The organism is Hoylesella enoeca JCM 12259 (assembly GCF_000613405.1).
GTDB classification, from domain to species: Bacteria; Bacteroidota; Bacteroidia; order Bacteroidales; family Bacteroidaceae; genus Prevotella; species Prevotella enoeca.
This window is the reverse complement of the sequence record NZ_BAIX01000046.1, coordinates 1-16342: the sequence shown is the minus strand read 5'-3', so window position 1 is coordinate 16342 and position 16342 is coordinate 1. Positions and strand designations below refer to the sequence as shown.

Sequence of the window (16342 nt, the reverse complement as noted above, 5' to 3'; positions counted from 1 at the left end):
CTAATGCATACTACCTTAAGGAAGACTCCCTTATCCTTTCGGCTACCATTGAAGGCAAGCGAATAGAAACCATTGAAGTATCATTACGAACTTTGGAAGTGGTGCAAAGTCGTGGGGTATGCAACAAGAATACGGAATATCACGAGCAAATTGTAAACCTTGTCAATGCCAATCGAGGTCTTATAAGCCGAAGAATGAAAGCAACAGCATAAAGTATGAACCATTAAATTATCAGAGATATGAAGACAGAGATTGAGGACATCATCTACAACTATGCGGATGAATTGAAAATTGGCGGACAAGGTGAAAGCCAAATACTGCATATTCTCATTAGGGTTATTAATTAACCATATCCAAATCTACAGAAGAGGTTTGTCAGTTTCTTCAAAAAGGGTCTACCTTTTCGGCAAAAAAGGTAGACCTTTTTAATAGAAAAGGTAGACCCTTTTGACGGAAAAGGTAGACCCTTTTCTGATAATAGGTAGATGGTTTTACTCATTCAGGTGAACCCTTTTGCGAAAAAGGGTTGATAAGTGTCAAAAAAAAAGTATGTGCTTTTCTTGGAGATAGTCAAGAAATTTCTTACCTTTGTGATATAAATCTACGAACAAGCCAGAGGAGGATAAAGCCCCAGCCTCCAAAGGCTTAACAATCGGGGGCAATACTAATGACTATGGCGAACAGACCCATTGCTTATACGCTAAAGGAGCGTAAAGGAACAGTTGGAACTTTGAAAGGGAAAATCGTTGTGCAGGCTCATCCTACAGGACGAAAGAGAGTTGATCATCGTAGTTTCTGTGATGAAGTGGCACACGCTACAACGTTCACAGGTGCAGAAGTCGAGGCTGTTCTCAGACTTGCAGCTGAGATAGCAAAGAAGCACGTTGAGAACGGAGACATTGTAGACTTCGGAGACATCGGGACACTTACACCTTCTTTCCAGAGTAAATTGGTTGAGAAGGGAAAAACGGAGTTCAACCCAAAGGTTCATATTACGAAACCTGTGGTACATCTCACCCCTTCAAAGAAGTATTTTACACTTACTGGCGTGAGCTACGAACGTGTTTCAGCACCTGACAAGAAGTCTGGTGAGGAACATCCCAATCCAGGACCTCAGCCAGAACCGCATCCATAAAATAAGATGTATGTGTGATTGCTAACTATAAAATTGATGCGTGGAGACGATGTACTCCACGCATCAATTTTATTTAGTAGTATGACTACTATTTTACAAATCCATTCTTATAAAAGTCATACCAAGCTGCAATCTTTTCCGAGGTATTGGCTTTCAGAAGTAAGAGCATTTCACGAGTGAACTCCAAGTGACCAGTAATATTTGCTGTAACGATGTTTTTATCACTTACAGCCTGTGCGTTCACATATCCTGTTTCGTTCGTGTATCTTTCACCACCCCATTGTTTAAGTTGGTCGAGACCATTACCCGTATGTTTTACGTTGTTCAAGAAGCCATGAGCACACAGAAACGATGCTCCGTTGCATATCGCTCCTACTATTTTACCCTTATCCAATGCTTCTTGTACCAATGGCGCAACAAGTTCTGCTTCAGGTGAATCCCATCGATTGCCACCGATAAGGACTAAGGCTGCATAGTCTTTGGGCATATTCTCAAAAGAATAATCAGGTAACGTTTTGAATCCACCAATGGAACAGACTGCATCTAATGTCGGAGCAACTGTATGCACTCTGTACTTGATTTCACTACCTGGTATTACGCCAACATGAAGGGCTGTAGAGAGAAAAGCACCTTCCCAATCTGTGTACTCATTCAATAAGACGAAGAGTACCTTTTTTGTTTCTTTATTCATTGCTTATCCTATTTAATAGTAATACAAAGTTACAATTTTTCAGCAAAATAGAAACAACATCATAGGAATAATTCTTGGTTTAATATAGTCAGATGATAAAGAACAACGCAAACTCAACCTTTCGGCGTTTGACTAACCCATTCAAAACCTTTCCCTTGTAGCGACAGAACGAAACATACTCCCTATAAAAGTTCCTATCTCCCGACTCTATCTTTCGTAGCAGCCTACTCTTGGGGTGCTTGCCATAACCAAGCAATCGCCCTACACCCACATTATAGGCAAGCATGGTCAGCAGCAGGGCATCCTTGCCATATCCCTTGAAGTGTTCAAAGCATTTCCAAAGGTCGGCACGGAGCAGGGAGTCTGCCTGCCGTTCCGTCATATCTGCCGTAAAATGCTCTCCTGGTTGCAGCTGATGCCCATATCCAACATACGGATAATTCTTCCAGCCGTGCATACCCTCAAAGTATTTTACTACGACTACCGCACGCTCAAAAGGTGGCAAGTCTGCCAGCCGCACCCTGCGCTGAGCAAGGGTCGGCTGACAGAACAGGCAGAATACACAAAGTAAAATGAAAGCATTTATCGTTCGCATCAATTACGTTCTTAGTGGCGAGAAGATGCAGGCTTATCCTTATCCTTGCCCTCTTCCCGCTCGTTGTTGAAACTAAAGGTCAGCTGCTGAACCTTACCAAAACTATCCTCCACATATACATCAATCGTCTGGCGGTCGGCTGAGAGCGAAGTGTAGTATAAGCGGAACACATCCTTCGTAAGCGGATAGCGGTCATTCGGCTTAAAGACCGTGCCGTTATCATTTCTTAGCAAGCCCTTGCCATCAGACTGGAAATAACGTATCGTATAGCGAGTGTCAGCAAACTCACCGCCTCGCTTTAGCGTGCAGCGTATCTCAGCTGTCTGTCCTCTTATAATGTCCTTTTGAACCGGCATTGTTTCCACCGTAAACGGATAAGACTGCTGAACATCCAAATCCCTATCACAAGCAGATAGGCAAAACACGGCAAGGGTCAGCACACCCATTACCCAAATCGTATTCAATATCTTCTTCATCTTTTCTTCTACTTAAAAGTTAAACCTTAGTCCTGCAGAAACAGCTGGACGAAAACTATGCACGTCTGTTCCAAAGAGTAAACGTCCCTGCATCTTTACAAGAAAGAGAACTCTGTCCGTGAGGAACACTTCCACCGAGCTATGCACAGCACCGCCATAGACAAAGCGGGAGCGGTCGAGCAGTGTCGCCCCATCGGGTAGCAGCCTTTTATCCTCGTTCAGTTGCTCATAGCCACCCAAAGCGGATATGCCGCCATAAAGAAACACGTTCTTACCTCTGTCGGAGAAAACAGGGTGCATATAGCCCACCTGCAAGAGTGCATCCTTAAGTTTTACGTTATAACTTCTGTACGGCATATTCTGCTGTTCATACTCTGCCATAACAAAGGTATAGTTCTCATGCCCCAGATAGCGGGTGAGTGATGCTCCCATGCCGAAATTGTCAGCTGCAAGGAATTTTTCACCCTTGATAAGCGGAACACTCCCCACGACCTCTATTCCCCTTTGCTTGGATATCAGTCGCTGTGCCTGCGATGGCAAGCTAAAAGCCATTGCCACCGCTGCACAAACCGATAAAATGATTTTCTTCTTCATAATGTCTACCATTTCAGTTTGAGGTTATCAATCTTCTTTGCCAGCTGCAGGTCTTCTGCCGTTACATAAAAAGTCAGCATACGACCGCCATTTCTCTCATAGAGTGTCACCTCAAGCTGCTTGTCTTCTGCAAGAGAGAACTGCTCGAGCGCAAACACAGCGTGTTCACTGCCCATACCCCGCACCTGCATCACCTGATGATAGGCGCGAAGTGGCTGCAATACCTGTTCTTGTATGGCGGTGCGCTTTGCCATCTTCTTATCTACAACCTTAAAGGTGATGAAATCTACCGAGTACGGCATATTCGTACCGTTTTCCATACGAGTGTGGAAATACAGCAAGCCATTATGGGCATACAAGCCACGAAGCAGGAACTTCATGCCGAACTGCTGTGCACCGATGTGCTTAATGCTGCGTCTGTCATTCTGATAGATAGTCTGCATCATCAGTTTTACTAATACGGGCGACTCGTTACCAAGTTCCTTGAAGTAAATATCAGAGCGGTTGCTTGGCAGCCTGCCTTCCGTCGTGGAAAGAAAGTCCTTCATCTCTATGCTGAGCTTCTCCGGCTCATCGGCATACTTCACGTTGAAAGCATAGAAAGAGCCGTCCTCACAGATGACACTCATATTGGTTTCCGTTTCAAAGTCCTTCACCGAAGCCTTTACACGTAGTACGTTCTCTGCATCCTCCACTTTTCCTGCGATGATGTTCTGCGAACCTAAGTCTACATAACGAATGGCAGAAGGGAAGATAAGATGCACGGTCTTGTCAAAGGTTACGTCCAAGCCGTATGGCAGTACGACACGCCCTGTTGGTATGGCACGGCTCATACCTTGAAAGAGCTCTCCCGAAGTAAGCGGACGGCTTGGTGTCAGACCATCATTGTTTTCCTGTGCTGTGGCTGTGGCTCCCACCATGCAAGCATAGCCATTGATAAAATAATTTTCTTCATTGTTACTATTGATTTGATGTTATTTTTACTTATCATTTTCGATTGTTTTATTTAGACTGAACCAAGAAAAGGCGGTAACCACCCTTGAGCGTTACTTTGACGGTGCGCAGTTTCTTCTGAAGCAGCTGACTTGCACCCTGCATCACCCCACGGGCAGCCTCGGAGATAATCTGGTCTTTGGCAGAGGAAGCGAAGGTAAAGGAGGTTCCCATTGAACCGCCGATGTTCGCCCCGACTTCCTTAAGCGCATTGATGTCCTCCGAACCTGGTATATACACACCCTCCTGTCCGTCTGTGTCGTATGCCGAGAGCTTGACGGCTATGATATGTCCGTCCACCTCAATGCTCTTGATGAGCAGGTGCATACGGTTGCCCTCAATCTTGGCAGCGGCTATCAGTCGGCTCTGTCGTGGAATACGCAAGCCCTGCACTTTGGCACTTTCAAGCAGACGGAGTACGACATTGTCACCCTCCTTAAGAACAGTAGTCCTGTCCACAACTACTTTCAGTGTGTTGCGCATCGTGGGTGCAGCCGCGCTTGCGAGCGAATGGAAGCCCAAGTTGCGTGCTTTCGTGCCATACTCCTTGATGAAATCCGCATCGCTCATCGGTTGCCCCAGTGAGGACACTACCTGTTTGCGTTCCGCCAAGATTTCCATTGCAGGCAAGTCGGCCGAACCTCCGCTTGTATTATTGCTCATGCGCAGCCCTTTGTCCGTAGCCGTTTGTCCCTTACTCTCGGTAAAGTCATTACCCAAAGATGGTGCAGCGGCAGAAGCCTTGGGGAGATACTTCGCTGCCATCTGATAGCTCTTTTCCATCAAGGCAAGCTGTCGTTTCTCTTCATTGTCCTCCCTGCTGTCTTTGGCAGAGAGTTCCTTTTTAAGGTTATCTATTTCCGAGCGCAAGGCTTCACGCTCCTGCTCGTTTGGATCGGGAGCGTAAAAGGAGTTCAAGAGGCGATTATTCTCCTCATAGCGATGCATGGAGCTTTCTATCTTTGCCGTAGAAGCAGCCGTTTCTGCACGCTGCTCCTCCATAGAAGCAATGTTTTCAGAAAATATTTTTCAAGAAATGTTAGAAAATATTATTTTGTCTTTTGTAGATTATAAAGAAAAATCATTACCTTTGTGCTCATTACTAACCTCCTTAAATTTATAGGATATGATAAAATATGTAATTCAAGCGAAGAAAAATCCGCTGAAGAAAAACGAGATTAAGTATTATCCGCAAATGGCACCAACCACACCGATGTCGCTTGCGCAGATAGTAAAGCGTGTGGAAAAACGTTCAACTGTTTCAAGTGCTGACGTTAAAGCCGTTTTAGATGCTTTGCAATACGAGGTTATGGAGGCATTAGAAAATGGTAATACAGTCCGCCTTGGTGATTTAGGTTCGTTCCGCCTCACAATGAAATCGCAAGGTGCTCCGACTGCAGCCGAAGCAAAGAAGAAAGGCGCACAACTTATCAAGCAGGTTAATGTGCAATTTACGAAGAGTACAACCATGCGCGATACCCTTGATGCCCGTCTTCTTGATTTTACGCCACAGGAGGATATCGTGAATGCTACAGATGGAAAGAAGCCTAAACCTGAAGAACATTCTGGTCCAGATATAGACGAAAATTTTCATCCTTAAGTAGCTAAAATCGTCGGATTAGTAACCCATTTAGATGTGCAGAATATTTTACTTCTGCACATCTTTTTTATGGCATTTCATAGTCAAAAATTCGCCTCTGTAACTACCTGATTATCAATAGTTATTAGATAACAAAAATTGTCCTATAAGAGAATTAAAATTGTCTTATAAGAGAATTTGAATTGTCCTATAAGACAATTTTAAGAGTCTTAGCACGGAATTAAATTTCAGTCAGCTCAGTTTATAATCTTTTTTGCACGTTTTTAGTAAAACTCCTATTTATTTTGGATTTGATCTTGATTAAATAAATCTAACTGTTGCTCGTTTGCCTTAATTTTCTTATATCGTTTGGTACTATTCTTAAAGGTATAGTCATCTTCCCACTGGAGGACATCTTTCACTGCATATTCAGGTTTTAAGTTTGTGTATTCTCCATTCTCTACCTTCTTCTTTGTAATAGTAATAAGAGTACAAGTTATCACAGTATTTGCCCCAAATTTAATTTCATTATTGTAAACCTGTTCCAAGAACTCCTTATCTAAAACTTTGAATTCAATTGTCTTTCCTGAATAGTAGCCTTTCCAAACTTTCCCATGTCCTTGCCGCAAAACAGGTGAAAGAATTCGAATAGTCGTTCCTGCTGTCTCTGTTTTATCTTCGGTGGTAGTATCTGAAAGTATTTTTTTTGTAAAATCAGCTTTTATGATTTTAGATGAACTAAAAGGCTTTTGTTCTCCATCTTTTTTAACAGACGCTTCTACAGAAGTTACTGTATCTGCTTTTTCGAGCGATTTAAAGTAATTACTAACGCACTTCCTAACCTTCTTTTCATCTATAAGTTCTTCTGCTTCTTCTTTTGTTAAAGTCCCGTTCTTAACTTTCTCATACAACTCTATTCTAGCATTACTATTAGCAAGCTTAGTCTGTGTAGAAGAAAAGAATTTTTGGATAAGAGCATTGATAAGATTCTTAAATGTATCAGATTTACCAATTATGATAGCAACTATAACAAAAGATTCTATTAGTCCACCTTCCTTCTTCGGTGTTACTTCAATTTTAAAATCTCCTGTACAAGCCTTAATGAAATCAAAAGCATCAAGCAATTGACGCTCACACTCATTCAAGATTTTGGCATCCATTTGATGGAGGCCTTCTTGGTTTAGATAGTAGTGTATCTGAAAATCAAATATATTCTCTTCTGCCATATTATTTATATGAAATTATAGATTCTTACCCTAGCCAATCCATCGCCTTTTCTTGCATGCTTCTATACCACAATACTTCATTATTAGTTTTCTCTGCAAGAGTTTCAGAAGTTTCAAAAAAGGCTTTAATGTTGCTTGGTTTAGGAAAATAACTCGCCTTGTAGGAATCTTCTACCATCTTCTGAAAGAGTGATAGCGGAACTGGTACTACCGTAGATTTCCCTCCATACACTGCTAAATTTGTTTTGTGTAGCATATAAAAAAACGAAATAGTAGCATCATTGATTGTCGGTGCAATGAATAAGCAATAACATGGTTTACCCGATAACTTCTTTAATTTACCAAGATGTCTGCTAACGGGTTCTCCTTCCATTTCAAATTGTTTCTGTCCTGAAGCCATTGTTACTTCTACAGTAACAAGGAAGTCTCCATAATCGCAGACAATATCAGCATATTCCTGCTGCCGTTGAAAGAGGTTTTCCAAAATCGTCAAAATTTAGATTAGCCTTAATGTTACCTCCGTCAAGCATAGTCATAGCCCGCCATGTGTTCCATTCTAGCATAATAGGGTTATCGTAATACTTTTTGGCTGTAATGTTGCCGAACACAGATTGAATATCATCGTAAAGTTTATATTCTTTTATGCACTTGACTTCGTCTTTGATATTTTCTTCCCGCTGTTTGTCTCTCAACTCACCTAACAAGTCTTTAAGTTCCTCCGTAGAAGCAGCCGTAGGGATAGTATGTTTTGCAAACTCTGTCTTCAGTTTTTCTATCAGATTATCTCTGTTGTCAGTAAGTAAAACGGGAGTACTTGCATTACCAAGATAGGTGCAATACTCTGCTTCATTTTCAAATGATAGTGGATTACGTTCTATACTTTCCAAAAGGTAATCAACATCATTTATGCGTTCAGGTATTATAGAAAGAGACTTACTTACTTGTGACACATTGACAAGACCTGTTGCCCTTAAATATCTAAAACATGAGTCGGCATAATCTCTCATATTGCTTGACTGTGTACATAGGAATTTCTCAAGCGAAGTATCTGCACTTTCTCGTGTCTTTATCATTCCTTGCTTGATACGGTCTTTATAGATTTGTTTTAGTTCAGTGTTCAGGTATTCTGCCTTAAACACTCTGTAGCTGCCTTTATGCTTTGTTTTTTTGATGCGAAAGGTCTCAATCTTATGTACGATATTCTCAAAGTCATGCCAGTCAGTAAGCTGCATTCCAAAAATTTGTAGCTCATCGAATTTTAAAGTTCCCATTGTTCTTACTAAACGTAGCATTTCCAAGTATGGCTTTATACAGAACTTCGCTGCTTTATTTGAAGGTTTGTGATAAGGAGAAGGTACTTGAAACTTTAACATTTGGCGTAAGAAAACTTCATCCTTTCGTTTGGAAGTAATGAGTTTCTCACCAGCAGGTGTCAGTTCTATCGTTGGGGAAAGTCTAACGAAGCCTAAAGATTTAGGAGCACGGTTTATTCTATCTCTTGCACTGAAAGAAGGGTCTTTCTCACCTTTGCCATTGAAGAAGTTCTCTTCCCTCAAAACTTCCATAAAAGCACATTGGCTTTCCTTATTCCACTTTTCACCTGTAAAGTGTTCTATCAAAAGGCTGATTTCAGGTATCATCTTGTTAGGTGTTCTTGGCGATGTTGTCAAGAACAGCGTTCTACTATCAATTCTTGCCATGATATTTCTTTTTAGATTCAAACAACATTATTTGCGTAGTTTCAGGAACAGTGTATTCTTTGTTTACGTTGTCCGTAATTATCTGTACATTATCCCAATCTTTTTTATAATTTGCTACTACAATATGTTTGGCTTCCGACTTAAATCTATTCCTTATATTTACTGCATAGGTCTTTTTATACTCATCGATTATAAACTCTTTATACAGTTCTTCTGTTAGGGGAGTCTTTCCAATAACCATTAATGACTTACATGAGAGATTTTTAAAATCTTCTGCTAACTTCCTATGATTGTCTTCATTGAAGCCCTCTTTATATTCTACATTTCCATAATCTGAAAATACACAGTCATACGGAGGATCTAAGAAAATAAAATCATCGACATTACACATATCAAAGATTTTGCTATAATCTACATTGTGTATCTCAGCTCGTTTTAACAGCTGGCTATGAGAAAAAGATACTTGTTGGGTACTTAAATGCTTATAACGACCATAAGGCACATTAAATTCTCCGTCAGAGTTGTATCTTATCATACCCGAGTACGCTGTTTTGTTAATGAAATAATAGAGTAATGCATCACTATACTCTTTACGGATCTTGTTGTTAAACATATCCCGTAGTAAATAATATAAAGCTTCATTATTATCTACCACTCTTTCGTTAGGCGTACTTGCCTTCAATATATCATAATCACGCCTATTAATTTCATATAAAGCCTCTATTTCATCCAATTCTTTTCGAAGTTTTGGGAAATAGTTTCTCACACCTTTATAAAAATTAATTAGTTGCTTGTTTATGTCATTGATGATAGCGTCTCTAGGCTCCAAATAAAAAAAGAGAGCACCACCACCAAAGAAAGGCTCGACATATCTACCAGAAAATCTAGGAACATGCCACATTATGTGAGGGATTTCTTTTGTTTTTCCCCCTCTATATTTTATCATTGGTTTCATAAGGAGCTGATTTTATATGCAAAGGTAACCTATTTTTATTAGAATTGAAACTTTATGACTTGATATTTAGCTTAATCTTATGAAATATGGTGGAGATACGGACGTTCGTTGAAGTGCCGTTCAGAGGAACGGGCAAGGAAACTCAATCCACCATCGGAGAGCTTTCCTTGATAGTCCTCCTTAATGAACCAGTCCTGCTTGTGTACGATGCTGTAATCGGGCAGCACTTTTATTGCCTTGTGCCAAGCCGAGTGCATCGCCTCATATTCGGCAGAGGTGACGGTGAAGAGTTCGGGCAATTCCACACGGAAAGCCACCGTGATATCAGCGTCCTTGCTCACCATACAGCCCTGCTCTACGGAGAGCAGCGGGAACTTCGATTCCAAAGTTGTTATCTTGCTTCTGTTTCTCATTTCTTCGCATTCTTTGGTTGAAGGTTACGGATAAGGTGGCAGACCGTACGGCGGTTCACAAGGTAGCGTGGTGCATACGCACTGCTCCCTTTTTCATCAGCCCATATTGCCCATACTTTCTGTTCATGGTGAACGTTTGCCATACCACAAGGCTGGCACCCACGACACCTATGACAAGACAGGCTACTTGGCTGACTCCGCAGAGATAGAGAATGACCGCGAGAATGAAGACGGCAAGCAGCCCTCCTGCAAAGAGGAAGAGGTACTGTGCCTTCAAGCCCTTGAACTCTACCGTCCGACCTACACCCTTGTTGATTTCAAATGCAGCCATCGCCTTACAAGAAGAAACTTCTCAAGATAGTGGCAGCCACGATGAGGAAGATACACGCACCGAACCAAGAGGCTGCGGTCTTGCTCGTATCGGGGTCACCACTTGAGAACTTGTTGTACACTTTAATGCCTCCAATCAACCCCACTACCGCCCCTACGGCATAAATGAGTTTCGTGCCGGGATCGAAATAGGAGGTTACCATTTTTGTAGCTTCATTGATACCGGCAATACCATTGCCTTGTGCGTATGCTCCTATGGTGGCAGTCATCAGCAGGAGCATCATCAGTGTAATTTTTTTGTTCATTTGTATGTTATAATTTTAAGTGTGATAAAATTGCTTGTTCTTAAAAGGAAGGGGAAAGAGAGGCACATTTTCATGTGGAAACCTTGTAGCTGTTAATGAGCCATTTTCTTTTCCCGCTTCCATCGTTGATTGTTTACAGATAATATGAAAGAGGCTTGTCGTCGTCATTATCGGATGAAGTGTCAGAAGCGCTTGAATCTGCCGGTATTGAGTTTTGAGAAAACAACATTGCTTGTTGCTCGCTTTGTTCTTCCGTTTTACGGATTTTCTCCAATAGCGAAGTTTGCTCACCCTGCATCTTGGCGATGTTCTCCTTGTACTTATCCAATAGATCTGAGTCTTGAAGCTGCCGAATGGTCTCTTTGACTTCTTTCTCATCAGCCTCCTCACAGTTCTTTACCCATTTTTGCAGGCGGACTAAGTCACGTGCGAGGACGGACTGCCCTGACATCTCGGTTTCGTCCGATGTGGGCTCAATGGGCAGAATTAATTCCTCACGGGCGACCTCATCCTCATCAACTCGCTCCATCTCGAAATCAACGTCCATCTCGTTGTCCTCTTCCTTCATGTCCTCTTTCTTTTCGGAGTTCTGAGGTGCAAAATTATTACTATTCTGCTCTGAATTTTCAGATGAAGAAGCAGAGGGAACTTGTGGGATAATAGGGGAAATGGAACGGCTTTTGCCAATCAGTACAAACTCGGTTTGATCTTCTTTTCCTTCTCCTTTTTGTCCGTCTTTTTCCTTCGTCGCTTCATTCTCCTTGGTCTGCTCATTGCACTTTTTATTTTTCTTGATAAGGATGCCATACGGAGAAACATGCCGCATATAGAAGTACAGGATACCCAGCATTATCCAAATGATGATGAGTATCAGTATAAAACTGAAAAGTATTGTTTCCATCATAGTGTTATGTTGTCTTGCGTCTTTGTTTTGCTGCCGCACTGTTGAGCAATTCCAAATGTTCACGCAGGTGTTCCCTAAGAATGTTGTCTATATATGCGGCTATGGAAACACGCTCCCCCAAGTCCTGCAACACGTTGCGCGGGTTCTGCAGCGTTTCCAGATTAATGGAGAAGGCTGTCCGCATTTGGGAGCGGACGGGATGAAAGTACAGGGAACGGTAGTCCTCTATGGAAAGGGAGGACACGCCGGGCTTTTCCATTCTCGGTTTCCTTTCCCGTTTCTGTTCCGTGTTCCCCGTTTCCTCTCTTTCTATTTCATCTACCGGTTTTTCTTTTGCTGTTTTCGTTTCTTTCGTCTCTTCTAAATTATTGTCTTCCTCCCCTGATGTTGCAGGGGAGGACTCAGTATCCTCGGAAGGTCGAAGGAGTTTGGTATCGTGACAGGTTTTACCACGACATTGTCCTCTGCCATTTTCTTCAGCTTGTTTTCCAGCTGTTGCTTTCTTTCCTCAATCGTTGCCATTTACTGTTTTCGTTTTTAGTTTGAGACGTTGAATTATCTCATTGACGAGTTCGTTCAGCCCTGTACCCATTCGTAATCCCCTTGCAGGAGGCTGATAGGTAGAGCGGAACACTCCGCGCAGTCCGTATGTGGAAAGTTCGTGAGAGAAGCGGTGCGTGGCATATACATAGCCGGGCAGGAGCGTGAGTTCGTATTCATGGATGAGCTTTGTATATTCGTCGATGATGATGTTCCTTACTCTTCTGTCCACCTTGTTCCAGAACAGGATAATGTCCTTTATCCGGGAGTCGGACATCGAAACTCCAATCTCCGTGATAGTCTTGGCGTATGCCAGACATGAAACCAGCGACTGAATATCGGCTTCAATCGGAGAAAGGATATAGTCCATCTGAAGGGACAGTTCCATCAGTTCGGTTGTTCCGGCATGTCCCGGGAAATCAAATATAACCAACTGGTACTTCTCGTTGCTGATACCGTCGATTTTACTTCGTGCAGTCCTGACGGCTTCCTTGGGTGCAGACTTGTAAATTCTGTATGCTTTTTTGCCAAGGTGATGAAAGTACTCCTGCATGGATTTGGAAAGCTCTTCGCTCTCCTGAACGATACTTTTCTCACGTTCCCTCAGTTTGTAGAAAGAGTCTTGCGACAGGTCGCAGTCCATCACGAAGAGGTTGATGCCTTGTTCGTAGTACAATATGCTGCTTACGATTTCGGCAAGAGTACTTTTTCCCACTCCTCCCTTTTGGGAAGAGAAGCCCAGAAAAAGGGGGCGTTGTTCTTTGTTCTCCATAATGATAATTTCTTAGTTCATATTATTTGTCTATTTGATGTTTGGATATTCTCTCATTATTAAGAGTCATCAGCAGACAGTTTGCTCTGACTGCGTATGGTTCGGGCGATAGTCCAAAAGGACGATTTCAAGTTCTTACAATTTGTTGTATTGACAATAGTTTGTCATGACAATAAATTGTTATGAATATGTATTGTTCCTTCTTGTCATCTTTGGTGCAAGCCAACGGTAATATGATATATTTTTTGCTTGTGTTATCATACCATTGTTCGCTCGTTCTGATTGCAAAATAAATGATATTTCTGCTGATTTTATTACAGCGATGAAGTGCAGGGAAATACGAGGAAAAAGAGTGAATATCTCTGATAATGAGATATTTGAAAATCTGACGTAACTTTGCAGGCGAGAATAATACATGGAGGTAACGTCCCGAAGCAGACACCCCAAAAGTGGATACTTCAATCGTATCAACTCTTGATATTGGCAAGGTGTGTCTTTGTCCGACAAACTCCGTTTCTGCCGACAAAGACCCTTGCCCCGAGGGGGGAGAGAATTACTCCAAAGTCGTAATTACAAAAAGGAAAGACAATGAATGATAAGATTGAACGATGGGACAGATGGGACACCCGTCTTCCCAATCCCAAAGACCAGCAGCGAGCGATTGATTTGTTTCAGCGTTCAGGGGCGCAGACCAAGTCGGATTTCGTGCGTGGTCGTATTCTTGGAGAGAGTTTCAAGGTGATAACGGTGGATAAATCCGCCGTGGAATATTACCGAAAACTCTCTGAACTGACGGCACAAATTCATAAGATTGGTGTGTTGTATAACCAGACCGTGCGTGCCATCAACAGCTATCACAGCGTAAAAACCGCACAGATTATGCTTGAAAAATTAGAAAATTTGTCGGCTCAAATTATCACCTTACAGGAGCAGGCTGTCAGTCTGACCATAGACTACCGCAAGAAATGATTGCCAAGATTTCTGCAACGGAGAACCTTGGAGGGGCACTCGGCTATAACTTCAAAAAGGTGGAGAAAGGGGAAGCAAGCATTCTCCTTGCCGCTGAGTTGTATCAGGACAAGGAGGGATATTATACGATGGAGGAGGTGTTTGCAGATATGGAAGCATTGATACCCAAGAAATGCCGTACCAAGAAAACGGTGTTCCATTGCTCCCTCAATCCTCACCCGGACGAGAAACTCTCCAATGAAACACTTATGCAGATTGCCAAGGAGTATATGGAAGAACTTGGCTATGGCAAGCAACCCTATATTGTGTTCAAACACAACGACATCGCCCGTGAGCATATACACATCGTGTCGCTTCGAGTGGACGGAGAGGGACGAAAGATTAACGACAAGTTTGAGAAACGGCGGAGCAAGAAGATTACCGATGCCTTGGAAAAGAGGTTTGGTCTCATTCCAAGTTCAAAGGTCGCTGACAAAGCGGTGGAAGAAACGCCCCAAATTGATACCACCCAAGGAAATATCAAGGAGCAGGTGGCAAGCGTTGTCCGCATGGTGCTGAAACATTATAAGTTTTGTTCATTAGGAGAACTGAACGCCATTCTGAGCAAATATAACCTTGCCGTAGAAGAAGTAAAGACGGAGTTTCGGGGAAAGAAATACGATGGACTGGTCTATGTTTCGACTGATGATAAGGGAGGCAAAATAAGTACACCCATCAACGCATCGGACATCGGTCGTGGTGTGGGCTATACTGCCGTACAGAACAGAATACAGAAGTCGAAACAAAACGTCAAACCACTGATACCAACCGTCAGGAACAAAGTGTTACAAACTATGCGTACCTCTCCCAATACGGAGAAAGAACTTCGGCAAAGATTGGAGGAACAAGGCTTGCGTGTGGTAATCCGAAAGAATGATAATGGAAGAATTTACGGTATTACCTTTATTGATGACGAGCAGGGTGTTGCACTCAATGGTTCCAGATTGGGCAAGGGATATGCCGCCAATGTATTCAATGGTTATTTCTCCAATCCTGCCCATAACTCATTCTTGGACGAAACGCTGTATGGCAGTCCGTTTGCTCGTTTGGAACAATCGGCAACTGGCCAACCTTTACAATCCAATGCTGAGGAAGGTGACAACCTTATCGATGAACTTATCGAGGATATGGTGGGGGACTCTTTTACATCTACGGGCAACGATGATTGGAAAGAAGCGACTTGGCAACGTAAGCTCCGCAGACAAAATAAGGTAAATCTTAAACGCAGGAAGCGCTAAGTACACTGTTCAAATTATATTCAAAAACTTTTCAAATAGTATTCAAACGATATTCTAAATAAAACTGCAATGGCACAAGAAGATGATTTAAGAGCATTGGGTAAAGTTATGGACTTTATGCGGGGCATATCGGTGATATTCCTCCTCGTTAACTGTTATTGGTTCTGTTACGAGGCATTTCAAGAGTGGCACTTTACGCTCGGTATCATCAACAAGATATTGATGAACTTCCAGCGTACAACGGGATTATTCTCGTCTATCCTCTGGACAAAACTCTTTTGTGTGGTGTTCCTTGCTTTGTCCTGCCTTGGGACAAAGGGCGTGAAAGAGGAGGAAATTACGTGGCCGAAGATTTGGACGGTGCTTTTCTCTGGCTTTGTATTCTTCTTTCTCAACTGGTGGCTACTGGTATTACCCATCGGCAAGATTGGGGTAGCTTCCCTCTATATATTTACGCTGTCCGTTGGCTATATCTGTCTGCTGATGGGTGGCGTATGGATGAGCGACTACTCAAAAACAACCTGATGGACGATGTTTTCAATACAGAGAACGAGAGTTTTATGCAGGAAACTCGGTTGATGGAGAATGAATACTCTGTCAATCTTCCTACACGCTTCTACTATAAGAAGAAGTGGAACAATGGTTGGATTAACGTAGTCAATCCGTTCCGTGCCTCAATGGTGCTCGGTACACCGGGTTCTGGTAAGTCCTACGCTATCGTGAACAACTACATCAAGCAGCAGATAGAGAAAGGCTTTGCCATGTACATCTACGACTACAAGTTCCCAGACCTTTCCGAGATTGCCTATAATCACCTGCTCCAGCATTTGGACGCTTACAAGGTAAAACCACAGTTCTATGTGATAAACTTTGACGACCCACGCAGAA

15 protein-coding genes and 6 pseudogenes are annotated in these 16342 nt (G+C 42.4%); 6 read left to right on the top strand and 15 right to left on the bottom strand.

The annotated features are described in order from the left end of the window. Positions 1–212: PcfJ domain-containing protein (locus tag JCM12259_RS16275; protein WP_199898776.1), on the top strand; the 212-nt coding region annotated here is incomplete at its 5' end. A gap of 461 nt (positions 213–673) precedes the next feature. After that, positions 674–1135, top strand: a complete 462-nt coding sequence (locus JCM12259_RS10775; protein ID WP_025066468.1) for an HU family DNA-binding protein — start codon at positions 674–676, stop codon at positions 1133–1135. A gap of 88 nt (positions 1136–1223) precedes the next feature. Here JCM12259_RS10775 and JCM12259_RS10770 read toward each other — a convergent pair whose 3' ends face one another. From JCM12259_RS10770 to traM, 6 genes and pseudogenes are all read right to left on the bottom strand, one after another. Next, a complete protein-coding gene (locus JCM12259_RS10770) occupies positions 1224–1826 on the bottom strand; it encodes a type 1 glutamine amidotransferase family protein (protein WP_006045095.1) in 603 nt (200 codons plus the stop codon). 88 nt (positions 1827–1914) lie between these two features. Further along, a complete protein-coding gene (locus JCM12259_RS10765; protein WP_025066467.1) occupies positions 1915–2421 on the bottom strand; it encodes a glycoside hydrolase family protein in 507 nt (168 codons plus the stop codon). A gap of 11 nt (positions 2422–2432) precedes the next feature. Continuing rightward, the gene (locus tag JCM12259_RS10760; protein WP_025066466.1) at positions 2433–2897 is read right to left on the bottom strand and encodes a DUF3872 domain-containing protein; all 465 of its coding nucleotides are present in this window, start codon (positions 2895–2897) and stop codon (positions 2433–2435) included. Between the two features lie 12 nt (positions 2898–2909). Next, positions 2910–3503: a conjugal transfer protein TraO gene (locus JCM12259_RS10755; protein ID WP_025066465.1), complete on the bottom strand. Its 594-nt coding sequence runs from the start codon at positions 3501–3503 to the stop codon at positions 2910–2912. Continuing rightward, positions 3497–4446 (bottom strand): annotated as a pseudogene (gene traN / locus JCM12259_RS15155) (conjugative transposon protein TraN). The gene JCM12259_RS10755 and the pseudogene traN overlap by 7 nt, the downstream one beginning before the upstream one ends. 47 nt (positions 4447–4493) lie before the next feature. Then, positions 4494–5486: a conjugative transposon protein TraM gene (gene traM, locus JCM12259_RS10745; protein ID WP_025066464.1), complete on the bottom strand. Its 993-nt coding sequence runs from the start codon at positions 5484–5486 to the stop codon at positions 4494–4496. A 124-nt stretch (positions 5487–5610) separates the two neighbouring features. Between traM and JCM12259_RS10740 the strand changes: the two genes are divergently transcribed. Continuing rightward, positions 5611–6084 carry an HU family DNA-binding protein gene (locus JCM12259_RS10740; RefSeq protein ID WP_009011633.1) on the top strand — a complete coding sequence of 158 codons (474 nt, stop codon included), beginning with the start codon at positions 5611–5613 and terminating at the stop codon, positions 6082–6084. A 275-nt stretch (positions 6085–6359) separates the two neighbouring features. Here the strand turns inward: JCM12259_RS10740 and JCM12259_RS17395 are convergent, their stop codons facing one another. The 9 genes and pseudogenes from JCM12259_RS17395 to JCM12259_RS10690 all read right to left on the bottom strand — a co-directional run bounded on the left by JCM12259_RS17395 (position 6360) and on the right by JCM12259_RS10690 (position 13208). Then, the gene (locus tag JCM12259_RS17395) at positions 6360–7289 is read right to left on the bottom strand and encodes a hypothetical protein (protein WP_025066463.1); all 930 of its coding nucleotides are present in this window, start codon (positions 7287–7289) and stop codon (positions 6360–6362) included. Positions 7290–7314: 25 nt separating this feature from the next. Further along, a pseudogene (locus JCM12259_RS15145) lies at positions 7315–8854 on the bottom strand (AlwI family type II restriction endonuclease). A 121-nt stretch (positions 8855–8975) separates the two neighbouring features. After that, positions 8976–9944 (bottom strand): DNA adenine methylase, encoded by a 969-nt coding sequence (locus JCM12259_RS10725; protein WP_025066462.1) that lies wholly within the window; start codon positions 9942–9944, stop codon positions 8976–8978. Between the two features lie 86 nt (positions 9945–10030). Beyond that, a pseudogene (locus JCM12259_RS10720) lies at positions 10031–10357 on the bottom strand (DUF3875 domain-containing protein); the annotation flags it as partial. Next, positions 10354–10688 (bottom strand): annotated as a pseudogene (locus JCM12259_RS15140) (DUF4133 domain-containing protein). The pseudogenes JCM12259_RS10720 and JCM12259_RS15140, both read right to left, overlap by 4 nt. Positions 10689–10692: 4 nt before the next feature. Further along, positions 10693–10992 (bottom strand): DUF4134 domain-containing protein, encoded by a 300-nt coding sequence (locus JCM12259_RS10710; protein ID WP_004342556.1) that lies wholly within the window; start codon positions 10990–10992, stop codon positions 10693–10695. A 133-nt stretch (positions 10993–11125) separates the two neighbouring features. Then, complete coding sequence (locus tag JCM12259_RS10705; protein WP_025066460.1) at positions 11126–11896, bottom strand: hypothetical protein; 771 nt, start codon at positions 11894–11896, stop codon at positions 11126–11128. 4 nt (positions 11897–11900) lie between these two features. Continuing rightward, positions 11901–12418 (bottom strand): annotated as a pseudogene (locus JCM12259_RS15135) (DUF3408 domain-containing protein). Further along, positions 12405–13208, bottom strand: a complete 804-nt coding sequence (locus JCM12259_RS10690) for a division plane positioning ATPase MipZ (RefSeq protein WP_025066458.1) — start codon at positions 13206–13208, stop codon at positions 12405–12407. The pseudogene JCM12259_RS15135 and the gene JCM12259_RS10690 overlap by 14 nt, the downstream one beginning before the upstream one ends. 588 nt (positions 13209–13796) lie before the next feature. On the opposite strand from JCM12259_RS10690, the gene JCM12259_RS10685 reads away from it, so the two are divergent. The 3 genes and pseudogenes from JCM12259_RS10685 to JCM12259_RS15130 form a co-directional block, all read left to right on the top strand. Beyond that, positions 13797–14177, top strand: coding sequence for a plasmid mobilization protein (locus JCM12259_RS10685; RefSeq protein ID WP_025066457.1), 381 nt, complete (start codon positions 13797–13799; stop codon positions 14175–14177). Continuing rightward, positions 14174–15454 (top strand): conjugal transfer protein MobB, encoded by a 1281-nt coding sequence (gene mobB / locus JCM12259_RS10680; RefSeq protein WP_025066456.1) that lies wholly within the window; start codon positions 14174–14176, stop codon positions 15452–15454. Before JCM12259_RS10685 ends, mobB begins: the two co-directional genes overlap by 4 nt. 69 nt (positions 15455–15523) lie before the next feature. Continuing rightward, positions 15524–16342, top strand: a pseudogene (locus JCM12259_RS15130) (YWFCY domain-containing protein); the annotation flags it as partial.